Annotated in this window: 18 protein-coding genes; 10 read left to right on the top strand and 8 right to left on the bottom strand. The window is 40.0% G+C overall.

Annotated features, from left to right (window positions below; all coding sequences use genetic code 11):
- The first annotated feature begins 4 nt into the window (after positions 1-4).
- Entirely contained in the window at positions 5-2,521 is a 2,517-nt protein-coding gene (locus CWB76_RS02190) for a glycoside hydrolase family 3 protein (RefSeq protein WP_138605209.1), read from the top strand.
- A 242-nt stretch (positions 2,522-2,763) separates the two neighbouring features.
- Positions 2,764-3,390: a fumarylacetoacetate hydrolase family protein gene (locus tag CWB76_RS02185; protein WP_138605207.1), complete on the top strand. Its 627-nt coding sequence runs from the start codon at positions 2,764-2,766 to the stop codon at positions 3,388-3,390.
- On the opposite strand, the gene CWB76_RS02180 is transcribed toward CWB76_RS02185, so the two are convergent.
- The 3 genes from CWB76_RS02180 to CWB76_RS02170 form a co-directional block, all read right to left on the bottom strand.
- Positions 3,317-4,255, bottom strand: coding sequence for an ABC transporter substrate-binding protein (locus CWB76_RS02180; RefSeq protein WP_138605205.1), 939 nt, complete (start codon positions 4,253-4,255; stop codon positions 3,317-3,319). The genes CWB76_RS02185 and CWB76_RS02180 overlap by 74 nt on opposite strands.
- Positions 4,256-4,417: 162 nt before the next feature.
- Positions 4,418-5,470 carry an aldo/keto reductase gene (locus CWB76_RS02175; RefSeq protein ID WP_138605203.1) on the bottom strand — a complete coding sequence of 351 codons (1,053 nt, stop codon included), beginning with the start codon at positions 5,468-5,470 and terminating at the stop codon, positions 4,418-4,420.
- 12 nt (positions 5,471-5,482) lie between these two features.
- Positions 5,483-5,914 (bottom strand): acyl-CoA thioesterase, encoded by a 432-nt coding sequence (locus tag CWB76_RS02170; protein WP_138605202.1) that lies wholly within the window; start codon positions 5,912-5,914, stop codon positions 5,483-5,485.
- A gap of 149 nt (positions 5,915-6,063) precedes the next feature.
- On the opposite strand from CWB76_RS02170, the gene CWB76_RS20020 reads away from it, so the two are divergent.
- The 3 genes from CWB76_RS20020 (at position 6,064) to CWB76_RS02160 (ending at position 9,014) form a co-directional block, all read left to right on the top strand.
- Positions 6,064-6,240, top strand: coding sequence for a hypothetical protein (locus CWB76_RS20020; RefSeq protein ID WP_010390907.1), 177 nt, complete (start codon positions 6,064-6,066; stop codon positions 6,238-6,240).
- 72 nt (positions 6,241-6,312) lie between these two features.
- Positions 6,313-7,368 carry a DNA polymerase IV gene (gene dinB, locus CWB76_RS02165; RefSeq protein WP_138605200.1) on the top strand — a complete coding sequence of 352 codons (1,056 nt, stop codon included), beginning with the start codon at positions 6,313-6,315 and terminating at the stop codon, positions 7,366-7,368.
- 110 nt (positions 7,369-7,478) lie between these two features.
- The gene (locus CWB76_RS02160; RefSeq protein ID WP_138605198.1) at positions 7,479-9,014 is read left to right on the top strand and encodes a M17 family metallopeptidase; all 1,536 of its coding nucleotides are present in this window, start codon (positions 7,479-7,481) and stop codon (positions 9,012-9,014) included.
- A gap of 168 nt (positions 9,015-9,182) precedes the next feature.
- Here CWB76_RS02160 and CWB76_RS02155 read toward each other — a convergent pair whose 3' ends face one another.
- Together CWB76_RS02155 and CWB76_RS02150 are read right to left on the bottom strand one after the other, a co-directional pair.
- Entirely contained in the window at positions 9,183-10,820 is a 1,638-nt protein-coding gene (locus CWB76_RS02155) for a methyl-accepting chemotaxis protein (RefSeq protein WP_138605196.1), read from the bottom strand.
- A gap of 266 nt (positions 10,821-11,086) precedes the next feature.
- Entirely contained in the window at positions 11,087-13,312 is a 2,226-nt protein-coding gene (locus CWB76_RS02150; RefSeq protein WP_138605194.1) for a S9 family peptidase, read from the bottom strand.
- A gap of 107 nt (positions 13,313-13,419) precedes the next feature.
- Between CWB76_RS02150 and CWB76_RS02145 the strand changes: the two genes are divergently transcribed.
- Entirely contained in the window at positions 13,420-13,818 is a 399-nt protein-coding gene (locus CWB76_RS02145; protein WP_010390912.1) for an HIT domain-containing protein, read from the top strand.
- Between the two features lie 30 nt (positions 13,819-13,848).
- Positions 13,849-14,379, top strand: a complete 531-nt coding sequence (locus CWB76_RS02140; RefSeq protein WP_138605192.1) for a protein tyrosine phosphatase family protein — start codon at positions 13,849-13,851, stop codon at positions 14,377-14,379.
- Positions 14,380-14,441: 62 nt separating this feature from the next.
- Here the strand turns inward: CWB76_RS02140 and CWB76_RS02135 are convergent, their stop codons facing one another.
- The gene (locus CWB76_RS02135; RefSeq protein WP_138605190.1) at positions 14,442-16,142 is read right to left on the bottom strand and encodes a DUF8614 domain-containing protein; all 1,701 of its coding nucleotides are present in this window, start codon (positions 16,140-16,142) and stop codon (positions 14,442-14,444) included.
- Positions 16,143-16,423: 281 nt separating this feature from the next.
- On the opposite strand from CWB76_RS02135, the gene CWB76_RS02130 reads away from it, so the two are divergent.
- Positions 16,424-17,263 (top strand): HDOD domain-containing protein, encoded by an 840-nt coding sequence (locus CWB76_RS02130; protein ID WP_138605188.1) that lies wholly within the window; start codon positions 16,424-16,426, stop codon positions 17,261-17,263.
- 60 nt (positions 17,264-17,323) lie between these two features.
- On the opposite strand, the gene rdgC is transcribed toward CWB76_RS02130, so the two are convergent.
- Both rdgC and CWB76_RS02120 read right to left on the bottom strand, forming a co-directional pair.
- Positions 17,324-18,235 (bottom strand): recombination-associated protein RdgC, encoded by a 912-nt coding sequence (gene rdgC, locus CWB76_RS02125; RefSeq protein WP_109875483.1) that lies wholly within the window; start codon positions 18,233-18,235, stop codon positions 17,324-17,326.
- Positions 18,236-18,298: 63 nt separating this feature from the next.
- The gene (locus CWB76_RS02120; RefSeq protein WP_138605186.1) at positions 18,299-20,065 is read right to left on the bottom strand and encodes a sensor histidine kinase; all 1,767 of its coding nucleotides are present in this window, start codon (positions 20,063-20,065) and stop codon (positions 18,299-18,301) included.
- A 367-nt stretch (positions 20,066-20,432) separates the two neighbouring features.
- Between CWB76_RS02120 and CWB76_RS02115 the strand changes: the two genes are divergently transcribed.
- Together CWB76_RS02115 and thrA are read left to right on the top strand one after the other, a co-directional pair.
- On the top strand, positions 20,433-20,801 hold the full coding sequence (locus CWB76_RS02115; protein ID WP_138605184.1) for a response regulator: 369 nt from the start codon (positions 20,433-20,435) through the stop codon (positions 20,799-20,801).
- A 228-nt stretch (positions 20,802-21,029) separates the two neighbouring features.
- Positions 21,030-23,447: a bifunctional aspartate kinase/homoserine dehydrogenase I gene (thrA, locus tag CWB76_RS02110; RefSeq protein WP_138605182.1), complete on the top strand. Its 2,418-nt coding sequence runs from the start codon at positions 21,030-21,032 to the stop codon at positions 23,445-23,447.
- The last annotated feature ends 4 nt before the right edge of the window (positions 23,448-23,451 follow it).

Genomic DNA, 23,451 nt, shown 5'->3' with positions numbered 1-23,451 from the left:
TGCTATGATTATTAAACGCACTTTTTCAATCACTGCGCTGATGCTAGCAGCAATAACCAGCAGCGGTTGTTCGCAACCCTCTAACAGTGCTAGTGATACGACAAGTCCTAAAGAAATTTGGCCAACAATAGAAACAGGTATTAAAAGCGACGCTCAAATGGAGCAAAAAATCGCTGATATGCTAAAGAGCATGACGCTAGAGCAAAAAATAGCGCAAATGATCCAGCCTGAAATCCGTAATATCACGGTTGAAGATATGCGTAAGTATGGTTTTGGTTCTTACTTAAATGGCGGTGGTTCGTTTCCAAACAATAATAAACATGCAACCCCTGAAGATTGGGTTAATTTAGCCGAAGAAATGTACCAAGCATCTATTGATGATTCTTTAGATGGCAGTACCATTCCTACAATGTGGGGCACTGATGCGGTGCATGGACACAACAATGTTATTGGCGCGACTTTATTTCCGCATAATATTGGCTTGGGTGCTGCAAACAACCCTGCACTTATTGAAAAAATAGCCGCTGCCACTGCGCGAGAAGTAATGGTTACCGGTATAGATTGGGTATTTGCACCTACTGTTGCGGTGGTTCGTGATGACCGTTGGGGCCGGACTTACGAAGGGTACTCTGAGGACCCTGAAATAGTGAAAGCGTATTCCGCTTCCATCGTTAAAGGGTTGCAAGGCGCTGTTGATGAAGACTTTTTGTCAGACACGCGAGTAGTTAGCACCGTTAAGCACTTTTTAGGTGATGGTGGTACTGTCAATGGCGACGATCAAGGTAATAATATCGCCTCTGAAGAAGAGTTATTTGCGCTTCATGCACAAGGTTATGTAGGTGGTTTGAGTGCAGGTGCGCAAACGGTTATGGCTTCGTTTAACAGCTGGCATGGTAATAAAATACACGGGAACAAATACTTATTAACCGATGTACTAAAAGAAAAAATGGGTTTTGATGGCTTTGTTGTTGGCGATTGGAATGGCCATGGACAAGTTAAAGGCTGTTCAAATAGTAACTGTGCTCAAGCTGCTAATGCAGGCTTAGACGTGTACATGGCGCCTGATGAGTGGAAACCGCTATTTAGCAACTTGGTTAACCAAACTAATAGCGGTGAAATCCCACTAAGCAGAATTAACGATGCGGTAACGCGTATCCTACGCGTTAAAATGCGTGCAGGGTTATTTGATAAACCAAGCCCCGCGAAGCGTCCTCTTTCTGGAAAAACTGAAATTATTGGTAGTAGCGATCACCGTGCAGTGGCTAAACAAGCTGTACGCGAATCTCTAGTATTACTTAAAAATAAGCAGCAGTTACTGCCATTATCGCCTAAGACCAACGTATTAGTCGCAGGCATAGGGGCTGATAACATCGGCATGCAGTCGGGTGGTTGGAGCGTTACGTGGCAAGGAACAGGCAATACCAACATTGACTTCCCTGGCGGCAGTTCTATTTACGCAGGTATTAAAGATACTGTAGAGCAAGCTGGTGGCAGTGCAGCGCTGAGTGTTGAAGGGGAATACAAAGCACGCCCAGATGTAGCCATTGTGGTGTTTGGTGAGCAACCATATGCAGAGGGTAATGGTGATGTTGATAACCTAGAATATCAGCGCGGTAATAAAAGCGACTTAGCGTTACTGCGAAAGTTTAAAGATGCGGGGATCCCTGTTGTATCATTATTTATTAGCGGTCGCCCAATGTGGGTTAATGCTGAGCTAAATGCCAGTGATGCGTTTGTTGCTATTTGGCTTCCAGGCAGTGAAGGTGATGCAATTAGTGATGTATTGTTTAAAAATGCAGACGGTTCAATTAACCACGACTTTAAAGGAAAGTTATCGTTTTCATGGCCGAATAACCCAATCGACAATGAAAACCGCAACGACGAAGCTTATAGCCCATTACTCCCTTATGGTTTTGGCTTAACCTACGGTGATAGCAACGTACTTAAAGATGACTTGGTAGAGCAAACTCAACAGACTGAACAATTGGATGACTTAGTGTTGTTTGAGCGTGCTATAAAAGCACCATGGTCGTTGGTTTTAAAAAGTGGCGAGCAGCAAAAAACGGTGGCAAGTAGCCGCGAGTCATTAGGTGCTGTGAGCATCCAAACATTTGACAAAGAAGTGCAAGAAGATGCACGCGCCATTCGTTTTAATAGTCAAGCGTTGGCTGAGGTTAATTTAGCCGCGGCATTCCCATCTGACTTACGTTCATACGTTGAAAACAATGGCCAACTGCAAATGCAAATTAAAGTAGATAAAGGGGCAACAAGCCCGCTGTGGATTGCTATGGGTTGTGGTGAGAGTTGTCAGGGTAAGTTTGATATTACTGATAACCTTGAGCAATCAGGTCAATGGCAAACATTAAACATCAACTTGAGTTGTTTTGCAGAGCAGGGTGTTGATTTAGCACAAGTGTTCACCCCTTGGCAGTTAAGCACGCAAGGTGATTGGCATGTATCTATTGCTAAGCTGGCTATTACAGCAAATGCTGCCGAGCAAAGTAGTGTTACTTGTAAGTAGTCAATAACCTATTAACAAACATCAATAAGCAGGTACTAAATGTATCTGCTTATTGCTTCAAAACCGCGTATACAAAAACCTACCAAATTAGTCCCTTCTTACTTTTATTCCATTCTATGTGATTGATTATATTCAGCTCAATAGTTATCATATAAACATAATAAAACTGCATTCGCTTTTGCATTAATAATTTGAGAGTATGCCAAAATATTAAAAGCGTTATGTAATTAACAGGTGAGAGAATGAATCAAATAAAGCTGGCTTCGCAGAGCATACAGCCTTCAAAAATAGTCTGTGTGGGGCGCAATTACAGTGCGCATATTGCTGAATTAAACAACGAACACCCTGAGCAAATGGTAATTTTTAATAAGCCTAATAGCGCGATCACTAATACCTTACTCTCTTCCCATAACGGTGAAACGTTGCATTATGAAACTGAATTATGCTTTGTGATAAAAAATAAGCAGCTTGCAGGCGTAGGGATTGGACTTGATTTGACTAAGCGAGCTTTGCAAAGCAGTTTAAAAGAAAAGGGCTTGCCGTGGGAACGTGCTAAAGCATTCGATGGCTCAGCATTATTTAGTGATTTTATTGAGTTAACGCCAGAAATGACATCGTTTATATTTGAATTACATATTGATGGTAAAGTCATTCAGCACGGAGAAACCCAGCTAATGTTGCACCAACCTGCGCAAATTCTGGCAGAGGTAAATGAGTTTATGGGTTTAGAAGAGGGCGATATTATTATGACCGGCACGCCTGCTGGCGTAGGGATGGTAAGCGCCGGGCGAGAGTTTAAAGTTGCTCTTTATTCTGACTCTGGTCAGCAGTGTTTATTGGAGCATCATTGGTCTGTGAATCAAAGTTAAGCACATATTGATTATAGGCTTTATTAAAGTCCTCAAAGTGTTCATTTAACCAGTATTGTTGATTATTTTTGTATTGCTCTGAGGTTAAAATATTGTTTTTTAGTACGTGATTAATCTTTTTAATTGCCATAGATGCAAAATTATTTGGGGCATTAGTCGCACAACCAACGGCTATTGGAACTAATTTATTTTTATTTTGGGCAATCGGTAGGTTTACAATATTTGATTGATTGCCTTTGCTAAAGTGGCTAGTGATAAATGGGTAATCAAGCGAGTAATCTAAAGAGCCGTGTTTTAAGCGCTCCATTACAACACCACTTTCATTATCACTACTCCAACTCATAGAAACATTAGAGTGAGTTAATGAGTTTTCAATAATATTGTTTATCTGCACAGAAAAACGACGCGCATCAGCTTGACCGTAAGTGAAGTTTTTATCAGCAAGTAAACCCACTAAGTTGATAGGATTACCATGCTTAGAGGTTAATTGAGGTGCTTTTGCCGCGGTAGTTATAATGTTATGTGGGGGATAAATCGCTGTAGGTAATGAATATAAAAACTGTTTATTTGCACTGCGTTTGTAAATAGCGCATGGAAAACAAACGTTCCTGCCCTCATCTATATATTTATTAATCCGCTTTTGCGGTAAAACTAAGCGGGTATGTTTCACCCCTTTTATGCTATGCATTAGCTGTTGTGTTAAATCATCGCATAAGCCAAGCTGTTTTGTTTCTTTGCTTAAATGAAACGGGGGGGTCTTACTTTGTAGCCATAAAATTTCTTCTATTGGCTTTGCTGTTTTACTATGACTGCAAGTAGCAAAAGTGACCAAAATGCCAAGACATAAAAAACGAAGTGATTGCATTACAAATAGAACCGCCTACAAAATTTTTTGCGTATTATACTGGTAACGGCTAAAAAATAAACATAAAGAACAGCAAAGAATCAATATTATCGAATTGTACTTTTTCCTTGCTGTTCTTTTAACCTGTCAGGCTGCAGATCTTGTTCGGTGATTAAATCGCCCCTAGTATGGCATTGGGTTATTTCTAAATATGCTATCAATTGCTGATAACGCATCATCATTGAGAGTTAGCTCAAACGCATCAATGTCTTCTTTTAGCTGCGTCATAGTAGTGGCACCAATAATAGATGAGGTAACGCCATCCACTTGATTACACCACGCTAGCGCCAATTGTGCTGGTGTAATGTTGTGTTCATGTGCAAGTTCAACATACTCTTTGGTCGCCTTTTGTGATTGTGGCGTATCACGAAAAATACCGTTACGCTGCATAAATGTCCAGCGAGAGCCTTCAGGGCGCGCTCCATTGAGGTACTTACCCGTTAATAGCCCAGCAGCCAGAGGTGACCAAGGTAGATAAGCAATATCTTCATGCACACATTGCTCTATTAAATAAGGCCAATCTTTCGCATGCGCTAAACTAAACTCATTTTGAATAGACACCATTTTTGGTAAGTTGTGCTCTTTGGCTAAATTTAAAAATTGGCTAATTCCCCACGGGGTGTCGTCAGAAAGTCCACAGTGTTTAATTTTACCCGCTTTAACACACACATCTAAGCCCTCTAAAATATCAAGCATGTCAGCGGTGTGTTGTTTTGCATCGACATCAGTAAATTTAAGCATGCCAGGCCATTGCCTTGCAAAATGAGGAGTGCGGCGATTTGGCCAATGTAATTGGTATAAGTCAATATAGTCGGTTTGTAGGCGTTTTAGAGACTGATCAACTGCATCAATAACAGCTTGGCGAGTAATATCACCACCATCACGGATCCATGAAAGCCCATTACCGGCAATTTTAGTTGCAATAACAATGTCTTTTCGTTTCTGTGAATTACGTGCAACCCAATTCCCTATAATTTCCTCAGTTTTACCATAAGTATCGGGGGAGGGAGGAACTGCATACATTTCTGCCGTATCAATAAAGTTAACACCACGGTCAAGAGCATAGGCTATCTGTTGGTCGGCATCATGCTGGTTGTTTTGTACTCCCCAAGTCATACTACCTAAACAGACCCTAGAAACACTAATATCACTACTGCCTAATTGACTATATTGCATTACTAATCCTAATTATTTGTTTTCTGAGTTTGCTTTTAAAGCCGATAACAAAGGTTCTGTGATCGTGGCTTTTTGCCCTGTTTTAAAGTCAAACATCACCACTTTTGACATGCCAGTGGTGGTTATCGTATTTTGCGCATGGCTAAATACACTGTAATTCATTACAAAGCGGTCAGATTTAATATCACTGATAGTAATACCTACGCTTAATATGTCAGGAAACGTTACAGGGCGTTTGTAGCGAATATTATTTTCACTGATCACAGGGCCAGTGGCTTTAGCATTGATAGTATCAAATAAATTTAATTTATTTAAAAAATCGATTCTGGCTATTTCAAAATAACGAAGATAAACACAGTTATTAACATGCTGTAGGGCATCCATATCGCCCCACGCTACAGTAATGTCGGTATGAATAGGGTGTTGTTGTTTAAACGTTTCCATGTATTTATAGCTCTTGGTTTTAAAGTATTTAGATTAGCAACATGGTCGGATGAGCTCAAGGGAATTATAGTTGGCAAAAATTCTAGGGCTAAAATTGTACCTCCTTGAATTCATGACTATAGTAACTATTAACACACAAGGAGATAACTATGCAGAATATAATTAATTGGTTATTGGCATGCACCGTTTTTATAGCGTCGTTTACTTGTTACGCTATGGGTAATGAGGCAGGAGCAATTATTTTGATTTTATTAGGCTTTTCTTTAGAAATTTTATTTTGGATGTATTGCTTTAATAAGCCCAAGAAAAATAGGCGCTCTTTTTAAATAACAACAAGCTTGCTAATTAGCAGCGATTCCACAATAATGGCTGTATAAATAAACAGTTGTTATTGTGTGATGAAAAAGTTTATTCATATAGATATGGACTGCTTTTATGCAGCCGTTGAAATGCGCGACAACCCCAAGCTTGCAAGTGTACCGCTGGCAATTGGCGGTAACAGTCGCCGTGGAGTGCTCTCTACCGCTAATTATATTGCCAGAGAGTATGGGGTGCGCTCTGCTATGTCTAACTATCATGCCAAACAGCTTTGCCCCGATTTAGTTATTGTGCCCGGAAGAATGGCTGTTTATAAACAAGTATCAACTCAAATCCGCGCTATATTTAAGCGCTATACTGATCTTGTAGAGCCTCTTTCACTTGATGAAGCGTACCTAGATGTTACCGACAGTACTGCATTTAAAGGCAGTGCAACGTTAATTGCAGAGCAAATCCGCACCGATATTTTTAATACCACAGGGCTGACCGCTTCTGCGGGGATTGCGCCAATTAAATTTATAGCCAAAATTGCTAGCGATGAAAATAAACCCAATGGCCAATTTGTAGTATTGCCTGAGCAAGTTGACTCGTTTTTAGCCCAATTACCACTAGGTAAAATTCCAGGAGTGGGTAAGGTAACCTTGGAGAAGCTTAATTTAAAAGGGTTGTACACGGGCCAAGATGTTCGCGAAAAAGGGGCTAATTGGATGCAGCAACATGTGGGGAATTTTGGCGTGTCGTTATATCAAAAATGTATGGGGGAGCATATAGGGCGGGTTTCAACTGAGCGGATTCGTAAGTCATTGAGCGTGGAGCATACTTATGAATACAACAAAAATAGTCTTGATGAGTGCTTGGAGCAATTACCGCAACTGCTAGGTGAGCTCGAGGTTAGATTAAACAAACAGCAGCTACAAAATAAAATTAACAAGTTAAGTGTTAAAGTTAAATTTGCTAATTTTGTTGTGACCTCAGCAGATCGAGCGAATCATCAATTAAACACGGCTATTTTTAAAGAGTTACTCGCCAAAGCCTATCAACGCGGATTACAACAACCTGTGCGTTTATTAGGAATAGGTGTTGGCATTAAAAACCAACCAGAGCATAATTTACAGCTGAGTATTTTAGACGTGTAAAAGCTGTAACTCTAGGTTGCCAGTAAGTATGCAGATTACCGCAGTTTACTGGTTATAAATTGCTAAATAAATAATAATAGGGGCTACGTTTTCTAACAGGATCCTTTTTTATGGCATATCCAAAAGCAGTGCTGGCTCAGCCAGTTAGTGCAAGCCTAGATTGTGCATCACACGATGCACTAATTATTATCAGCGATGACTTTTCTCACATACCAAATACGCCTCTGCGCGATGCAATTTTAAATCAAGCTCAAGTAGACTCTCGAATAGGTAATCAAGTTACCTTGCTAGTAATTGCCGGTAAACGTGTTGTGATAGCCCCTACAGGCCCTTTAAATAGAGATTATGATGATGTACGTCGCTATTTTGATGCGGCTAAATTAGCCATTTACGAGGCTAAAGCGTCAGGCAGTGTTAACCCCGCTATTTACTTACCTGCTTTAAATACCGACAGCCGTTACCAACACGCGCTGGAAGTGGCCTATTTAGGCGCATGCCAAGCATTATGGCAGCCTCTTGAAGCACGTGAATTTCATGGTCATGGTATTGAGCCAATTACTCAAATCGGTTTAATTGATGCCAATGAGCAAACGATTAAAGCAGTCAATGCATTAGCAGCTGGACAATATGCTGCACGTGATTTATGTGGTACCGAGCCTGAACGTATGGCACCACCACGCTTTGCTGATTACTGTAGCGAACTATTTAATAATAGCGCAGTGAACGTTGATGTGATTGATGACTTGGCTGCCATTGATAAACACTATCCGATGCTAAGTACTGTCGCTCGTGCATCTTATGCAGTAGAGCGTCATCATCCACGCGTTGTTAAACTTGAATATGTACCAGAGGGTGAAGTAACGCGCACACTGATGTTTGTTGGTAAAGGCTTAGTTTATGACACAGGCGGTGCAGATTTAAAAGTAGGCGGCTACATGGCAGGTATGAGCCGAGATAAAGGCGGTGCGGCTTCTGTGGCTGGATTTATGAAAGCAGTTGCTGATTACCAGCCTAAAGGCGTTAAAGTGATTGCCTTTTTAGCAGTGGTACGTAACTCAATTGGTTCAGATTGTTTTGTTCCTGATGAAATCATTACTAGCCGTGAAGGTGTGCGAGTGCGCATTGGTAACACTGATGCCGAGGGGCGTCTAGCGATGGGTGATTTGCTTAGTGAAATGAAAGATTTGGCTGTAAACGAAATAAACCCAACGCTGTTTACTGTGGCTACTTTAACAGGGCATGCTGCACGTGCGATGGGACCATATGGTGCTTATGTAGAAAATGGGCCAGCACGTAGTGCTAATATTTCATGTCAATTAGCTGATTGTGGTGATTTATGGGCTGACGGTGCTGAAGTATCACGCTCACGTCGTGAAGATTATGACTTTATAAAACCACGTACTTTAGCCGATGATGTGCTTTCTAGTAATAATGCGGCTTCTGCCGTCACAGCGCGCGGTCATCAATTCCCTATGGCATTTTTAGCTGTGGTAGGCGGGTTAGATAAGCATGGTAATGAGTCTACTTTACCACTTCCTTATGTGCATATGGATATTGCCGGTAGTGGTGTTGAAGGTGGTGATTGGCAACATGGTAAACCAACTGCGGCCTCAGTAAGCAGTTTGTTTGCCCGCTACTGTTTATAATTCTCTATAAATAAGTCTAAAAAGCCCTGAAGATCAGGGCTTTTTAATTGGTGAAAGGTATTAATTAACCTGAACTTTGGTTAAGAGGTTTACTAACGCATTGAATCAAAATGATATTTATGTTTAATTTTCTCTAGCTTGAGATAGATTTATTATCCGGAATTCAGGTTAACTCAGCTTAAAGCGCGATACCACGCTAGATAATTCAACACTGCTTTGTTTGAGTTTGTCGCTGGCAAGGGTTAAATCCTTCGTATTACCTAATGATTGCTCCGTTGATTGCGAAAGATCGTTAATTCTTAAGTTTACTTCATCTGCGGCCGATGTTTGCTGCTCTGTTGCTCTTGCAATTTGGCCGTTCATATCGGTGATCACCGCTACTAACCTGTCTATTTCATCCAGTGATGTATTTGCTGAAGAGGCTTGTTCAACCGTAGAAATAGAAATTTCTTGGCTAGATTTTACCGCCTCAACTGCGGCTTTAGCGCCTTCTTGCAGTTTAGCGATCATGGCTTGAATTTCATCAGTGCTTTTACCCGTTCGACTTGCTAAGGTTCTTACTTCGTCGGCTACGACGGCAAAGCCTCTACCATGTTCACCTGCCCGTGCAGCCTCAATGGCTGCATTGAGTGCCAACAGGTTAGTTTGCTCTGCAATACTTCTTATTACATCAAGCACCGAACCAATATTATTACTCTCTTGAGCAAGATCAGCGGTTACTTTGCTTACGGTTTCTATATTACTCGAGAGGGTTTCAATGGCGATAATCGTTTTAGATACCACATTTTTACCCGTTGATGCATTACTGGCAGTATCATTTGCGGCTTGTTCAGCGGCTTCGGCATTACGGCTAACATCATGAATTTGATGAGTCATTTCCTCCATTGCAGCGGCTACTTGGGTGCTACTGTCGTTTTGAAGCTCAATAAACGACTGGCTGGTTTTGCTAGAATCATCTACAGCATGGGCATGCTCGTTTACATCGTTTGCGCTTTTGGCGACTAGTACTAAAGACTCTCTAATTTTAGAGACAAATAAATTAAATGATCTCGAAAGTTGAGATATTTCATCATTACCATTTTCGTTGAGAGTACGAGTTAAATCCCCCTCACCTTGAGAGATATCTTTCATCATCTGCGCTGCTAAACGAGTCGGCGTTAAAATGCTTCGGCCAATAAAGTAGCTAAATAACACCACCACAATAATCATAATAATAACGTTGATAATGATGATAGTGCGCTGCTGCGAAAAGGCACTGTCTATGGTATCAAGATAAACTCCCGAGCCGATTATCCATTGCCACTGATCAAAACCTTTAACAAACGCAATTTTATCTACGGGGTTGTCATTACCGGGCTTTGGCCATTTATAAGGCACATAACCTTCGCCGGATTGTTTTACAACGCTAACCATCTCAACAAATAACGGGGTGCCATCAGGGTCTTTATTATTAGTTAAATCTTTTCCCTCAAGAGCTGGCTTTATTGGGTGCATTACCATGGCTGGCTGATAATTGTTGATCCAAAAATAGTTAGTATCATCGTAACGCAATGAGCGTATTGAGGCGATTGCTTGAGACTGTGCTTGTTGGCGAGTAAGAGTTTGGTTTTGTTCAAGGGCTGCATAGTGCTTAATAGTACTATATGCAGTTTCTACCACATTTTTAGTTTTAAGGTATTGCTCGTTTTTGAGCGCTTGGTATTGGTTACTCAAGCTCGAAATACTCAATACAATTAAACCAAATATTACAATCCCTACTAAAATGGCTAGACGTTGAAATATAGTAAAACGACGGAGATTTAGCATAAACATGTTCCTGTATAAGAGCATTACTTCTCTTTAATAAGCATAGTTAAAATATAGGCTAATAGAGCTTTATTTTCATAATATTGAATTTTTATATTTAGTTGTTAGCGGTTAATTTAAATACAATACAAGTTGCGCGCTCAGGCTTAGATTTTTAGTTACCCTATGCTTAAATGGATTTAATTATTGTTTGTTGACGTTTCAATATATCTTATTTGCATAAAAAAAGGCTGATACTTGTATCAGCCTTTAGTCGAATAACTTAGTTAGTTTGTATTAAAATTACGGTTAAAGAAGTTAGTAATAGTTTGATGTAAATGAGTTTGAACTTGTTTACCGCGAAGACTATGTTTTGAGCCTGGGTAAGTCATCATTTCAAACTGTTGATTGTTATCTTGCAGCTGTTTAAACAATTTTGTTGCATGGGTAAACAACACGTTGTCATCGGCCATACCATGGTAAATCATTAATGGGCCTTTAAGGCCTTCAGCATATGGGAAAACAGCACTGTCGGTATAACCTTGCGCATTTGTATCAGGGTGACCCAAGTAACGCTCGGTGTAGTGAGTATCGTATAAGGCCCAGTCAGTTACAGGAGCGCCAGAAACACCGGCACTAAAGTAATCGCCTGCTTTAAACATGGTCATTAGCGCCATATAACCACCGTAGCTGTGACCATAAATACCAATGCGTGCAGGGTCTACGTAATCAAGTGTACGTAAAAACTCAACGCCTTTAATCTGATCAGCTACTTCAACAACACCTAAATTTTTATATATTGCATCTTCAAACTTTTTACCACGATTGTAAGAGCCGCGGTTATCTAGTTGAAAAATAACATAACCTTGTTGCGCCATATATTGAAAGTATAAGTTTTTACTACGCCAGCTATTAGTTACTCGCTGAGCATGAGGGCCGCCATACACGTTAACAATAACTGGGTGCTTTTTACCCTTAGCCATGTTTGTAGGTTTAAATAAACGGTAATGCATAACTTGGCCATCTTCAGCGGTAATAGTACCGTACTCAGGCTTTGCTAAATCGGTTAAAAAGGGAGTTAGTGGGTGAGAGTCGTCTAGTTTATTCTCTTCAAGCCACGTAATAAACTCTCCATTGATTTTGCGCAGCGCTGCTGAATTTGGCTTATTCACCGATGAACTAGTGTCAATGAAGGTTTTGTTATCTTTTGCCAGTACAACATTGTGGTATTGGCCTTTTTTAGTAATACGCTTAATTGCCCCTTTTTTAAATAAAGGCGCACTGTATAAGTGACTTTCAAGCGCAGTATCTTTACGCGCTGCAAAGTAAACTATACCATTTTTTTCATCTACGCCTTTTAAGCTATCAACAACCCAGTCACCAGTAGTTATTTGACGAATAAGTTGGCCATTATTAGCATACAAATAAAGGTGCTTAAATCCATCTCGCTCCGAGGCCCACACAAAATGTTTTTTATCTTTTAAAAACTCAAGATCAAAATGTAGGTTTATCCAAGTATCGCTTTTTTCAGTTAATGCGACGGTTTGCTGTTTCGTTTTACTGTTGTAAAAGCGTAATTCTAAATTGTGCTGAGAACGGTTTTGCCATTGGTAAGACAGGGTGTTACTGTCGTTTAACCATTTAGCACGAGCGATATAAATATCTTTATCTTCACCTAAGTCAACCCAGTCAACTGCTTGGTCATTAAGTTTTACAACACCAAGTTGAATGTCAACATTGTTAGTGCCAGTAAATGGGTAACGCTGATTAAATAGCTTTACTTCATCAGCATAAATTTCGTTACGAATTGCTTCTCGAACAGGGCTTTCATCAACGCGAGTAAAGGCGATTTTAGATTCATCATTTGCCCACCAATAACCGGTCATGCGGCTCATTTCTTCTTGCGCCACAAATTCGGCCATACCGTTTTTAATAACGCCACCGCCATCTTTACTTAATTGAATTTCTTTACCAGATGCCAGTTCTAATGCGAAGAGGTTTTGCTCACGAACAAACGACACAAAATTCCCTTTTGGAGAAAAGCGCGCATCGGTTTCAAATGCTTCAGTGTTAGTCAGCTTTTTACTATTTTTTGTTTTTAAGTCGAAGTAATAAAGGTCGCCATTAAGAGGAAATAATAACGCTTTACCATCTTTTGACCATTTGTATTCAAGAATACCTTTACCAAAAATACGCTGGCGTTCACGGCGTGCTTTTTCTTCATCTGACAGGTTTTCTGGGCCTGAAAATAATTGCGCTGAATCAACGAGCAATCGATTGGTGTTATCTTTTAAATTATATTCCCATAAATCATAGCGGTTATAGTCATCTGCTTTACCTTGTAAGTAGGTAACACGGCTACCATCGGGAGAAAACTTAAGTTGTACCGGAGATTTGCCAGCTAAGCTTGGATCATCAAATATGCGCTCAAGCGTTAACGGCTTTGCTTGAGCGCTTAACGCGCCCGCCATCAGGGGGATTGCCAGTGAGAGGTGTTTTAGTTTTTTTAACACAGGATTGCCTTTACTTACATAAAATTACCCCCGATGGTAAAGCACAAGCGTGTGCAACTGCAACTAAATGCTATAAAGTGTGAAGTAAAATAACCTAAGGATTTAACATGCGCGAAACATCATTTACCTTAGCCCCAGAGCTGACAAGAGATTGTATTGAACTGGCCGATTGGCCTCTTTGTAAGGTATTACTACTAAATGACAGCCAATACCCATGGTTTATATTAGTTCCTAGAATAGCGGGTTTAAAAGAGATAATAGATTTAACCGAGCAGCAACAAATCACTTATTTACAAGAGTCGGCTAAGCTCAGCCATTTATTAATTGAGGTGTTTAATCCTGATAAGTTAAATGTGGCCGCGCTTGGCAATATGGTTCCGCAATTACATATTCATCATATAGCGCGTTTTAAAACAGATATTGCATGGCCTGCGCCGGTATGGGGCAAGTTTCCAAGTGTCCCTTATACTAATGAGCAGATAGAGCAATTAAAAACGCATTTTTAAAATCAGAATGGGTTACTTTGAGGAGATAGTATGAAATTAATAAAACAACTCTGCACTAGTGTATTTATAGCAGCCATTGCTGTTTCAACAGTAATAGCGAGCGAGCAGCCGGTAGCTACGGATGTAGTAAATAACGTTAGCATTAAAAACTTTGCAGCACATAACAACCTGATTTTTTCAGCAGCGCAACCGACTAAAGAGCAGTTTAAGCAATTATCGCAAGCCAAGGTAAAGCATGTTATTAATTTACGTGCAGCAGATGAGCAAGACTGGGATGAAGGCGCGTTAGTCAACTCTTTAGGAATGAGCTACCACTTAATTGAGATTGCGGGTGCAAAAGACGTAAACACTGATAATGCAAAGCAGTTAGCCAATCTTTTAGAGCAACTTAAAGGTGAGTCGGTGGTTGTTCATTGTGCAAGTAGCAACCGTGTTGGCGCGTTAATGGCTATTTCAGCCCATCAGCAAGGTACAGATATAGAGTATGCGATTGAAATCGGTAAGCAGTGGGGAATGGCAAGCCTTGAACCGGTTGTACGCAAAGTGATGAATGACAAATAAGCATTCTGATAAGTAATAAAAAAGCGTTACAATGTAACGCTTTTTTATTTAATTAGCTTTTGTTAATTAAGGCCAAGCACATCTTTGCCTTGTTTAAAGGTCACATCTACAGGGATGTTCGCTTTGCTTAACTTTTCTAAATCTTTAGCAAGTTCCGCTTTAATATCGCCATGAGTGGCAATAAGTTGATCTACTTTTTCGTAATCACCGTCACCTTGTAGAGTTAAAATAAGGCGCGATAACTTTGCCATAGCATCCCCCATTTTATCCATGTTGATGCTATAAAGCCCGTCTTCATTTTTAGAAAAAGCACCTTCTTGAGCAAAAAAGTTAAAGCGGATCATGTTTGCTTTACCATGTGCACTTGAGGCACCGAAACGCACTGAGCGGAAAATACCCGCCATAAAGGTGGTGTAGTAATCTTCTAACGTCCCTTCAGTGATCTCACCTTTTTTAAGTAACTGTTCAACCATGTATAAACCAAGAATATCGGCTTTACCTTCTTCTAAAGCACTAGCGTGTTCTTGAAGTGATTGGCGAACGGTACCTTTACCCGTTAAGGTGTTTTTAATCCCTAAACCGTGAGCCACTTCATGGAACATGGTATTGGCAAAAAATGCATCAAAGGTAATGTGTTTGCGTTGCTCTGGCACAATTAACTGCTCTGAGATAGGCACTAAAATTTTATCAAACTTCGCACGCATTGCGTTTTTAAGCTGTAAACGACGTGTGCCTTTTTCTAATTGCACTTGCTCATCATTGGGCAAGTTAATTGCAATGGTTTTACTGCCAGCATTTGAGTGCCCAGCATAATAAACAACATCATAGGCATTTAAGTCGGCATCTGAGCCCGGTACTTCTTGCTTGTATTTGCTATCGACAGGTAAGCCTTTTTGCAGCTCAGGTAAAAACGCTGCAAATTTCGCTAGTCGCTCGCTCCACTTTAAATCTTTAATAAGAACATACGATTCATAAGCTGCGCGGTAACCAAATAATTGGTCTTCGTAGTTTTCAATTGGGCCAATAACCACATCAATTGGATTATTTTTCATATCCATCCAAGCGAAGTCAGAGGCTTGGAAGTCATCGCTTTGTATTGCGTCAGCTCGTAAGTTTAAGTAGTTGGCGAATTCTTGATCGTCGGCTAATTTGCTGGCTTCTCTAAGTAACTCTGCAGCTTGAGCAAGCTCTACTGCATACTCTTCTGAATAAGGTGTGCTGTATAAATTACCAAGCTCATCGCGTTTAATCAGTGAGTAAAGACCTGTTTTATCTTTTACATCAGCGTTAGTAAGCTCTTCTTTGGTGATGTCGGCTGGGTAAAAGCCTGCACCAAGCGGTTTTTCTTTATAGCCTGATAAGAATACTTCATCGCCGTTTAAGCGATCCCATGGGCCATAGTTAATATCAGCAAACTGACGTACTTTTTCATCATCTAGTTGTGCTAAAAAGTCTTTTTTATCTTTACCAAATGCTTGCTTCCAGAATAAATCATCCATAATTTTTGAAGCATCAATAAGTTTAGCTACCATAGCTTTTTGATTGTCAGACAAGTGTGATAAGTCACTTTGTAAACTAAAGTCTGTGTATATGTCTAAGCGTTGACGGTCAATATTAATAAGCGCTGGCCCAGAAGGCGTTTGAGAAGCCGTTGGCGCTGAGCTTTGCGGCGTATTACTTGAAGACGGTGCTTGCTCAGAGCAGGCACTAAGAAAAACGATGCCAGAGAGCAGTATTGCTTGGCTAATTTTATTTAAGATCATTATATTGCCTTTAAAAAGTCTATTTTATAACTTGTATACTGTAAGTTAAGGTACTGAAGCGTGTTAATGTGCCTTAGCATGTTTGCATTAAAGCAAAACCCACTAGCAAATAGCAAGTATTAGGCGTTAGTGCGCATAAATCAGTGAGGCACTAGTAAATAATCAATAATTATCTACAATTTTTTCTACTTTGGGTATATGTTTAGTACTGCTAAGCTTTGAAATAATTAATAATATAAGACTTGCTGTAAAGTGTAGGTCATTAAGCAAAGGGATATTTTATGTCTACAGAAAATGCCTTACTCACAATTTTGGTTGACAGAATTAACAACGACACACTGGTGTTACCTACGTTACCAGAGGTAGCGATTAAGGTTCGTCAAGCCGCTGACAATCCAGATGTAAATTTGATGCAAATGTCAGATGCAATAGCACATGACCCTGCACTGTCTGCGCGAATGATTAAAGTAGCAAATAGTGCCATTATGGGTCGTGCTGTAAAGGTGTCTAACTTACATCAAGCAGTGACACGTATTGGCTTAAGGCAAATAAAAAATATAGCTACAGCCATGGCAATGGAGCAGCTGTTTGTATCTAATAATGAGCTAATAAAGGGATACATGGGCAAGGCGTGGCAAAAAACGCTGCATGTGGCCTCGCATTCTATTTCATTGATGGAGTTTTATTTAAAAAGAAATACTCACACTTCGCTTAACCGTGATGCCATTACACTAGCTTCATTGGTTTATAATATTGGGGTGTTACCGATTTTAACTGAGGCTGAGCGACACCCAGAAGTGTTTGCCAATCCGAGTTTTTTAGCGCACGCAATTCAACGCTTAAGCGGTAAAATTGGCGGCTCAATTATGAAAGCATGGGAATTCCCGGACGTGTTTGCAGAAGTTGCACAGCACTGGGCTGATGTTAACTATCGCTCTACTGAAGTGAGTTACATCGACTTTATTCGCATTGGTGCAATCCTTGAGGGAACCCTACAAGTATCAGATAAATCTGCGGCGCTACAAACCTATATTGATAAAGGCATTTTTCCTTCATTAGAAATGTTAGAGAGTGAGGAATACTTGCATATGGTTGAAGACGTAAAAGAAATGTTTAGCTAAATTTTTGAACAATAAAAAGCACGATTAGTATCGTGCTTTTTTATTTGTTTAATAAAGCTTTTACGCTAAATCGTCTGCATCACCTAAGCCTTGAGTAAGCTCTTCAAGAAGCAGTTTTATTTCCTCAGATGCAAGAATAAAGTCAGCGTCTAGTTTAACCGCCATATCTTCTTTAGGAATATCGGCATTTTCTTCTTTAAGTGTTTCGCTATAGCTTAAACGTTTAATTGAACCATCGTTTTGTAGCATAAACTTAACGCGTTCTTGCCAATCCAAGGCAAGCTTAGTGACGCGTTTACCACTTTCAAGGTGCGATTTTACTTCGTCACACGCTAAGTCATGGCCTTTAAGCTTAACTTGGGCTCCACTGTCATCCGCTTCTTCAAGCTCAGCATCAGAGCCTATAGCGAAGCCCTCTGGAGTACTAAAGTTAGTAAGCCAGTCAGTTAAAAACACATCTAAATCATAGTTAGCAAACGCAGGAACAACGGGTAGCGTACCTAATGATTTACGTAGTAACGCCAGAAGCTCTTCAGCTTTATTAAAGCTTGCGCTATTAACTACAACCCAACCATTTTCCTGGTCTATGAACGCAAACTGTAGGCTCGACTTTTTAAATGCTTGTGGCAGTAGCGTGTGCAAGATGTTTTCTTTTAATTCATCTTTTTCTTTTTTCTTTACTGGTCGATTTTCTTCAGCTTCAATCTGATCAACCTTCTCTGCAACAAGCTCATTTATTACAGATGCCGGTAACACTTTCTCTTCACGCTTGGCACACACTAAAATGCTTTTTTGTGAAAAGTGAGACAAAGTTTCACCATGTTTACCAAATGCTTTTGTCCAGCCAAATGTCGCCAACTCTTGGCCAGTACATGGACGAAATAGATCTTGTTCTAACGCCTTGTCAAAGTCTTCTTGAGTGTACGAAACGTCTTGTTTAAAGCGATAGCATATAAGGTTACTAAACCACATAGGGAAATGATCCATTTAAAAAATTTGTGCAATCATAGCAATAAAAGCCGCTTCTAGAAACGGCTAATCGAGTTTAAAAAGTGGCAGGGGGGATGACATATTTTTAGGGAACGAAATTCGGTAATGTAACCCTTGGTCGGGTTCACTGCTGACTTCAATTTTGCCATTGAGTGTTTGTTTTACGAGGTTAAAAATAATGTGAGCACCTAAGCCGCTGCCACCTTCATCACGCTTTGTGGTGAAGAATGGGTCAAATAAACGCTTAAGTTGTGCCGGTTTCAACCCGATACCATTATCTTGGTAATTAATGACTAAGTCGTTTTCATCGGTATTTACATCTATGGTAATTTGGCCACTGTTTATATTTTCAAAGCCATGCAGTAATGAATTCATAATTAAGTTAGTAAATATTTGGCTGATCACCCCCGCAGGTAAATTAATAATTAAATCATCAGGGCAATGCAGGCGAATGCTATGGGATGTTTTTTTAATTTGCGGATGTAAAGAACGTATAACCTCATTAATGTAATCCTTAAAGTTAATGGTTCTTAGCGCCTCACTGGCTTGATCAACTGCGATTTGTTTAAAGCTCGTGATTAAGTCAGATGCGCGCTCTAAATTGTGAGAGAGTAGCTGAGCACTTTGTGCAGCATCATTAATAAAGCTCTCCAGTGCTGAAGAGGATAGCGATTTGTTTTTAAACGCAGTTTCTATTTCAGTTAAACGCTCATGTAAAAATGAAGTCGCAGTTACGCCGATACCAATAGGGGTATTAATTTCATGAGTAATACCCGCCACTAAACCGCCTAATACCGCCATTTTTTCTGAGCCAACAAGCTGCTCTTGCGCAAAGCTTAGTTCATCGAGTGAGTTTTGTAGTTGGGTTTGTTTACTTAGCAGCTCTTGCTCAGTTTGCTTTCGTAGGTCAACTTCTTCAGTTAATACTGCTTTTTGGCGTTCGAGTTCATATTTTTGTTGCTGTAGGTCGATCATTGCTTGGCTAAGGTTTGATGTTTTACGCGCTACATCTTGTTCAAGCTGCAAATTTTGTTGATCTAGTTTTTGATTACTTTCGATTAGGTCATTCTGGGTTTGCTTTAACTCTTTTTTATACTCAACAACTTTAGAGATCAAATTGTTAAAAGAGCGCTCCATTACTTTTAGTTCGTTATTTTCGTCAGTGACAATTTTAACGCGCTGGCCATCGAGCTCTTCTAATTCAAGGTATTCAATTTGTTCAGTAAGTTGTGTGAGTGGCTCCGTTAGCAGCTTTCTAAATGCGATTAAAAACAAGATGATTAAAAAGGTGGTTTTAATCATGGCGTTGCCAATTAAAAAGTAAATAGAGAGCATGATGCGACTAAAGATCACGTCGCGGCTAGAAAATAAAGTCACATCACCTACTTGGGTGGCGCGACCTGAAAATTCAAAAATAAGCGGAAATGTATAACCAAATAAACCTGCTTTGGCGTCTTCTACAATCACGTCTTCCTGGACAAGTTGCTGACTATATAGGTTGTGAATGTTTAGCGCGCGGCCTAATTGAGAAATAATAGCGCCGTTATCATCACGAATAATAACCCCTTCAACCATAGGTATATCAAGTAATCCTTCTGCGGTTGTTGTGGTTTGTTTTATATTTAACTCCCAAATTGCTCGGGTTAGACTTCTACCAAATGTTTTTTGCAGTGTGCCGAGCTCATCGCGTATGTAATCTTTGGTATTAACATACTCTGCGAAGATTTGTCCGCAGGTCACCACAAAAGTCAGTATAAAATAAACCGATAAAACTCGTGTGAGTAACTTTGTTGAAAGACTTTTTTGCGGCATGAGGGACTTGTATTTCCTTTAATTATTCAACTATTAGTGTACGCTTATAAACATTAGTTAATAAATCATTAAAAATAAACATATATTTTATTATATTGTTATTTTGCGATCTTAAATAAGGATTACCTCATGAACTTAACAATAAAGCATAGTGTGTTTCGCTAGTTTGTTTTCAAATTAGGTAGAGTTATTTTGCTAATTTTTATTGTGCATTAATGCACTTTATTGATAACGTTAGTAAAAGATACAGTAAATAACCTGCTCGCTACTTATGTTGGTTATATTTTTGACTTTTTGCTGCCTGAGTAAGCAAATTAATTTTAGCGTGGGTTTAGGTGTTTTATATGAGTTTAATTAAATTGTCATTATGATGCGTTTTTCTATTTTAGTCTGTGATGACTCAACTGTTGCTCGTAAACAAGTGATCCGCTGTTTAAATGAGTGTATTGATGCTGATATTCAACAGGCAACCAATGGTAAAGAAGCCTTGGCGTTATTACACCATAAGCATTTTGATCTCTTATGCCTCGATTTAACCATGCCTGAAGTGGATGGGATTGCAGTGCTTGAGCAGGTCAAAGCAAATAAAATAGAAACTTATGTATTGGTAATTTCTGCAGATATTCAACAAAAAATGCGAGATCGCGTAGCGCAACTCGGCGCAATCGATTTTATTCACAAACCGATTAATAAAGCACAACTTAACGACGTTTTGCATAAGTTTGGCATTTATTAATAAAATTCATGATGAAAAAGACTGTTTTATCTTCTAATTTAGGGTTGACAGAATAGCCTTTGTTAAGGCAGTCTTAAGCTATGAAAACATTTAGTCTTGTAACGACCATTATTATTACAACCACCATTCTTACTGGATAGTGGCATAGGTCGGTGCAACAAATTTAAAGGCCTGTGTTCACTTAGAACACAGGCCTTTTTTCGTTTTATGGAATGAGGAAACATAAAAATGCGCGTTTTAAAATTTGGTGGCTCATCGCTCGCTGACTTTGCCTGTTTAGAGCAAGTAGCTGCTCTAGCTAAGGCACAATTAAAAGATGAAATGTTACTGGTGCTTTCAGCGCCTGGCGGTATGACAGATTCGCTTGTTGCGCTGGCTAGTGCCGCAGAGCAGGGGCTGGATTTCAACCCGTTGTGGGATGCACTTGTTACCCGCTGCAATGCTTTAAAAGCAGCTGTAGAGGAAAAACAAGGAACAGTTCAAAACTGGCCAGACTTTAACGAATTGAAAAATAAGCTTGATGGGGTTGCACTTATTAAGTGTTGCCCAGACAAAATCAGGGCTTTTATTATTAGCTTTGGTGAACGTGTTAGCGTATCGCTAATGCAAAGCTTACTAGCCGATCATAACGCGCATTATTTACAAGCAACAGACTGTATTGTTTCAACGGGTGGACACATTGACGCTGAGGCCGATTTAGTCGCCAGTAAAGCCCGTTTTCAAGCGGTACTAAAAGAGTCGCCAGCAACGGTTTACATCATGCCTGGATTTACTGCAAGTAATGATAAAGGTGAGCTCACAACACTTGGTCGAAATGGCTCTGATTATTCAGCGGCGATTGCTGCAGCGTGTTTAGAGGCGCAAGTGTGCCAAATATGGACTGACGTTGATGGTGTATACAGCGCCGATCCGCGTTATATCAAAAAAGCCACTAAGGTTGATTTCCTATCTTACAAAGAGGCGATGGAGCTTTCTTATTTTGGCGCTAAAGTGTTGCACCCTAAAACTATCCTACCGTGTGCAAAAGCTGGAGTGCCATGCGAAATTAAAAACACTCATAACCCAGATGCACAAGGCTCATTAATTAGTAACGATACGGTATCTGATGAGCCAGTAAAAGCACTCTCAAGCCTACAAAACTTAGCTATGTTGACCGTTTCAGGTCCTGGTATGAAGGGCAAAGTGGGTATGGCATCGAAAGTATTTAATGCATTAGCGCATGATAACGTGTCAATCGTCCTGATCACTCAATCATCATGTGAATTTAGTATCAGTTTTTGTGTTCATGAAAGTGATTTAAACCTAGCGTTAAGTGCGTTGCAAGTGGCCTTTGACTTAGAGTCAAAAGCTGGCTTAATTGAGCCGGTAAATGTGCAACGTAATTTAGCAATAGTAACGCTAGTGGGCGATAACATGCGCGCACATAAAGGCTTAGCTGCTAAGTTTTTTGCATCGCTTGCTCAAGCACAAGTAAACATTGTTGCCATAGCGCAAGACTCAACTGAAAGCGCTATTTCTGCGGTTATTGATGGTGAGTTGTGTAATGACGCGGTTAAAATCTGTCATGAAAACTTTTTCACTCATGTGCCTTCAATCGATGTGTTTTTATTGGGATGTGGCTTAGTCGGTCAAGAGCTAATAAATCAGCTTGAACGTCAACAAGCATGGCTTGAAAAGCGTAATATTAAATTAAACCTATACGGTGTGGCTAATTCTCGTCAATTACACCTTGATGGTGAAGGCATTGCTTTTGATGATTGGCAACAAAAACTAACGCAATCAGAGCAAGCATTTGATTTAAAATTAGTAGAACAGTTTGTTAAGCAAAACCACTTGGTTAACCCTGTGCTAGTTGATTGTACTTCATCAGATGCCTTGGCTTCGCAATACGTCGATTTTTTAAATGCGGGTTTCCACGTTGTGGCTGCCAATAAAAAAGCCACCACGAGCTCATATACGTATTACCAAGATTTAATTGCAGCAACACATAAAAATAATCGTAAGTTTTTATACGAAACTAACGTAGGTGCAGGTTTACCTGTAATCGATAACTTGCAATCGTTGTTTGGTGCAGGTGATGAGTTACTTGAGTTTAGTGGTATTTTATCGGGCTCGCTTTCATACATGTTTGGTGCACTAGAAGATGGTTTATCACTTTCTGAAGCAACAATTAAAGCCAAAGAAAGCGGGTTTACAGAGCCCGATCCGCGCGATGACTTATCGGGAACTGACGTAGCACGTAAATTACTGATCATTGCACGCGAAGCAGGCATGCAATTAGAGCTTAGTGATATAGAAGTGGAGTCGGTTTTACCGCCAGGTTTTGCCCAAGGTGACAATGTTGAGCAGTTTATGGCGAAATTACCTAGCTTAGATGCTGGTTTTAACGACCGTGTTCAAAGTGCAGCAAGTGAAGGTAAAGTACTTCGCTACGTAGGCACAATTAAAAATGGTCACTGTAAGGTCGGAATCGAAGCCGTGGATTCATCACATGCATTGAATGTTATTCGTGATGGTGAAAATGCGCTGGCTATTTTAAGCCAATACTACCAACCGCGTCCGTTTGTAATTCGTGGTTATGGGGCAGGCTCTGCAGTAACGGCTGCGGGTGTATTTGCAGACATATTAAAAACATTATCTCGCTAGGAGT

Origin of the sequence: Pseudoalteromonas sp. S1609 (genome assembly GCF_005887255.1) — a bacterium.
In the GTDB taxonomy this organism is placed as follows: domain Bacteria; phylum Pseudomonadota; class Gammaproteobacteria; order Enterobacterales; family Alteromonadaceae; genus Pseudoalteromonas.
Note: the sequence above shows the minus strand (reverse complement) of the source record. Positions and strands in the feature narration are given on the sequence as shown.